Below are 4,034 nucleotides of genomic sequence, written 5' to 3'. Positions count from 1 at the left end.
CTACCAAAGCACTGTAGAAGCAATGCTAGTATAATAAAACTATATAAAACTTAAGAAAACTATATAAACCTAATAACAACAACAGCAATGAAAAATTTGTTGTTGTTTTGAAGAATTGATATTTAAGTTTTTAAATGATGTTTTTAAAAATAAAGATAAGCTGGGGGCATATTTTTATAAAAAGTGAAAAAGCTTTTAAAAAGTCTTTCCGCTCTGCAAAAATCATGAGGAAAGATTTTGTTTTTTAAAGAAAAAACGCTATATTGCTTAAGAGTTTCGATGCCTGTTATCTCCTGTGTTCCTGTTAAAAATCAAAAAATCTTACCAGTTTTTTATCAATGGAAATGTTAAACGTTTTCAGATTGATTTTGTGTGCTGGATAAATACCGATAGCATAGCACTAAGTTATATTATCTGTAAAGAGTGAGTGCGAAAAAACACCTCTCCAAAATATTTATCCTAAAAAATAATCATTATTTTAGCTTATCAATTCAACAACATTAAATCAACAAAATGAAAATCACTTTTCCACAAATTAATCCTAAAAACCTATTGATATGCCTAGCCGTCACTGTATTTGCGATGATAGGAATGGCTAATTCAATCACTAAAATGCCACTGTTGCGTACTACTGCTGGCGATACCCTCAAAAAAGACACCACCAAGTATGTCGGTTACAAAGATTTACCACTCAAGGCAACTCGTAAATTCAAACTCAATACCGACGAAGGTACATGGCTGTCACTAGATGTTAGTCCAGATGCTAAAACAATCGTTTTCGACTTAATGGGTGATTTATACACCATGCCTTTTGCAGGTGGCAAGGCTACCAACATTACCAAAGGCTTGGCGTTTGATACCCATCCACGTTATAGTCCAGATGGTAAAAAACTACTTTTTATCTCTGACAAAAGTGGTTCTGACAATGTTTGGGTGATTGATTTTGAGAAAAAAGATACAGTACAAGTTACGAAAGACCGTGACCAAAACTTTGAAGCGGCCGAATGGACACCCGACGGTAATTACATTGTGTTTGCCAAAGGACGCATGAATGTACAGTTATGGATGGTTCATAAAGATGGAGGCGGAGGCGTTCAGCTAATTGACCAACCTGCTAATTTAAAAACAATAGACCCTGCGGTAAGTCCCGACGGACGATACATCTATTTCTCGCAAAGAAGCGGTGCTTGGAACTACAACGCCATGATGCCACAATATCAGATTGGCGTTTACGACCGCGATAATGCGAAACGTACTACCATTACTTCCAGATATGGCTCGGCGTTTTCTCCGACATTATCTAGTGATGGAAAATGGATGGTATATGGTTCACGTTTTGAAGAAAAAACAGGCTTGGTATTAAGAAACTTGGAAAATGGGGATGAAAAATGGTTGGCTTATCCAGTACAAAGAGACGAACAAGAGTCTATCGCTACGATGGGCGTATTACCTGCAATGTCTTTCACACCCGATAATCAGGCATTGATAGCCTCTTACGGAGGTAAGATTTACAAGATTGCCATCAACGGCGGTACACCAGTACAGATTCCGTTCACGGTAGATATGGAGGTAGAAATGGGACCAAGGCTGGAATTTAAGTATCCAATCTCTGATACTACCCAAACCTTGATTTCCCAAATTCGTGATGCGGTGGCTTCGCCAGATGGAAAGCAATTGGCCTTTACGTCGTTGAATCGCCTATATGTGGCAGACTATCCAAATGGTACTCCTCGCAGAATTACTAACAATGATTTTACAGAAGCACAACCTGTGTGGTCGAACGATGGTAAGCAATTGGCTTTCATTACGTGGACAGCCCAAGGTGGAGACCTTTACAAAGTGAATGTAAGTGGTACGCCCAACTTACAAAAATTGACGACTGTTTCAGCCTTGTACAGTCAACCCGTTTGGACACCCAAAGATGATAAAATCGTATTTATCCGTACCCAAAAGAGAGCCTTCAAAGAATCGGTTGGCCCTGTTGCTCCGAGTTCAGAAGATGAAGTTTGCTGGATAGATGCTAAAGGAGGAGCCATTACGGTGATTGATAAAGCACAGGGACGAGGTAATCCACATTTTGTTAAAAACATCGATAGAATTTATTTGAGTGGAGGTGATGGCTCATTAATCTCTATAAAATGGGATGGTACAGATGAGAAAATTCATGCGAAAATCACCGGTATTACGACCTACGGCATGAGCATAGAAGGAGAAGAATATGTACACAATTGCATGATTTCGGAGAAAACAGCCGAGGCTATGGAAGTAAACAGGGCAACGAATGCTTCGCAAGTGATGATGTCGCCAGATGGTGAAAGGGCTTTGGCACAAGTAAACAATGATATTTATGTGATGACGATTCCTAAAACTGGTAAGACTGTAAATATCTCTGTTTCTGACCCTGCTTCGGCGCAATTTCCTGCACAAAAATTAACAGAAATAGGAGGAGAGTTCCCGTCATGGTCTAGCGATGCTAAAAAAGTACACTGGTCGTTAGGGCGTTATCATTTTGTATTTGATTTAGACAAAGCTAAAGCTTTTGAAGACAGTGTGAAAACAGCAAAGAAAGCATTAGAAAAAGCCAAAGCCGATTCGTTGCATAAAGTGAAAACTGATACGGTGAAAATTAAGGTAGATAATAAAGTGAAGGCGGATTCTGTTGCTAAAAAAGTAGCCGTTAAGAAAGCAGATGCAACGTATAAACCTGAGGAGGCAGAGATTAAGCTTTATTTCACACGCGATATACCTACAGGAAATGTATTGTTGAAAGGAGGGAGAATCATTACGATGAATGGTAATGAGGTGATTGAAAACGGAGACGTACTGATAGAAAACAACCGAATAAAAGCGGTAGGCAAAAGCGGAACGTTGAAAGGAGTCGGCAATGCCAAAGTAATAGATGTGAAGGGCAAAACCATCACCCCAGGGTTTGTAGATACCCATGCCCACATGTGGCCACAGTGGGGCATTCAGAAAAATCAAGTATGGATTTATGCCGCCAATTTGGCTTATGGGGTAACGACCACCCGTGACCCTCAAACGGCTACAACCGACGTTTTCACATACAGCGATATGGTAGATGCAGGTAAAATAGCAGGCCCAAGAATTTATTCAACTGGTCCGGGGGTTGGCTTTTGGTCGTATAATATCAAAGATTCAACAGGGGCGATTAATGCGTTGAAACAATACAGTAAATATTACAATACCAAATACATCAAAATGTATCTGACAGGAAATAGACAAACCCGTCAGTGGATTATCAAAGCAGCAAAAGACCAAAAATTGATGCCTACTACTGAAGGTGGTTTGAACTATAAGCTGAATATGACTAATATGCTAGATGGTTACCCAGGGCATGAACACGCTATTCCTGTGTACCCTTTGTATAACGACGTGGTGAAATCTATCGCTTTTTCTAAAATGGCAGTAACGCCTACTTTCTTGGTAGCTTACGGAGGACCGTTTGCAGAGATTTTTTATTTTGAAACCGAGAACCCATACCATGATAAAAAGATGCAGTATTTTATGCCTTATGAAGAATTGGCAGAAAAAACACGTAGGGTATCGGGCTGGTTTTTACCAGAAGAACACGTGTTCCAAAAACATGCTAAATCAATGAAATCGATGGTAGAAAATGGTTCATTGGCAGGTATTGGTAGTCACGGAGAGTTCCAAGGATTGGGTTATCATTGGGAACTATGGTCGATGCAAAGCGGAGGGATGAAAAACCTTGATGCCTTAAAAGTTTCTACGATTTTAGGAGCAACAGCTTTGGGGTTAGACAAAGACCTTGGCAGTATCGAAAAAGGGAAATTAGCCGATTTATTAATCATGGATAAAAATCCTTTAGAAAATATCCGTAATTCAAATACCTTGAAAATGGTGATGAAAAACGGAAGAATCTATGATGCGAATACCTTGAATGAGATTTATCCAACGCAAAACAAATTGGTAAGAAGTGAGTATGAATTTGAAAAGCCTGCGGAGAATACTGGAATAAAAGAATAGTAATATGCAGTCGCTCGCTTCAAGCG

At 39.4% G+C, this 4,034-nt stretch carries 1 protein-coding gene; it reads left to right on the top strand.

What is annotated here, in order from left to right; all coding sequences use genetic code 11:
* Positions 1–513: 513 nt before the first annotated feature.
* Positions 514–4,008 (top strand): amidohydrolase family protein, encoded by a 3,495-nt coding sequence (locus tag AC07XN_RS23645; protein WP_494744837.1) that lies wholly within the window; start codon positions 514–516, stop codon positions 4,006–4,008.
* Positions 4,009–4,034: the final 26 nt, after the last annotated feature.

Source organism: Arcicella sp. GW458-12-2-14-TSB2, from assembly GCF_059423785.1.
This window is presented reverse-complemented; position numbering and strand designations above follow the sequence as displayed.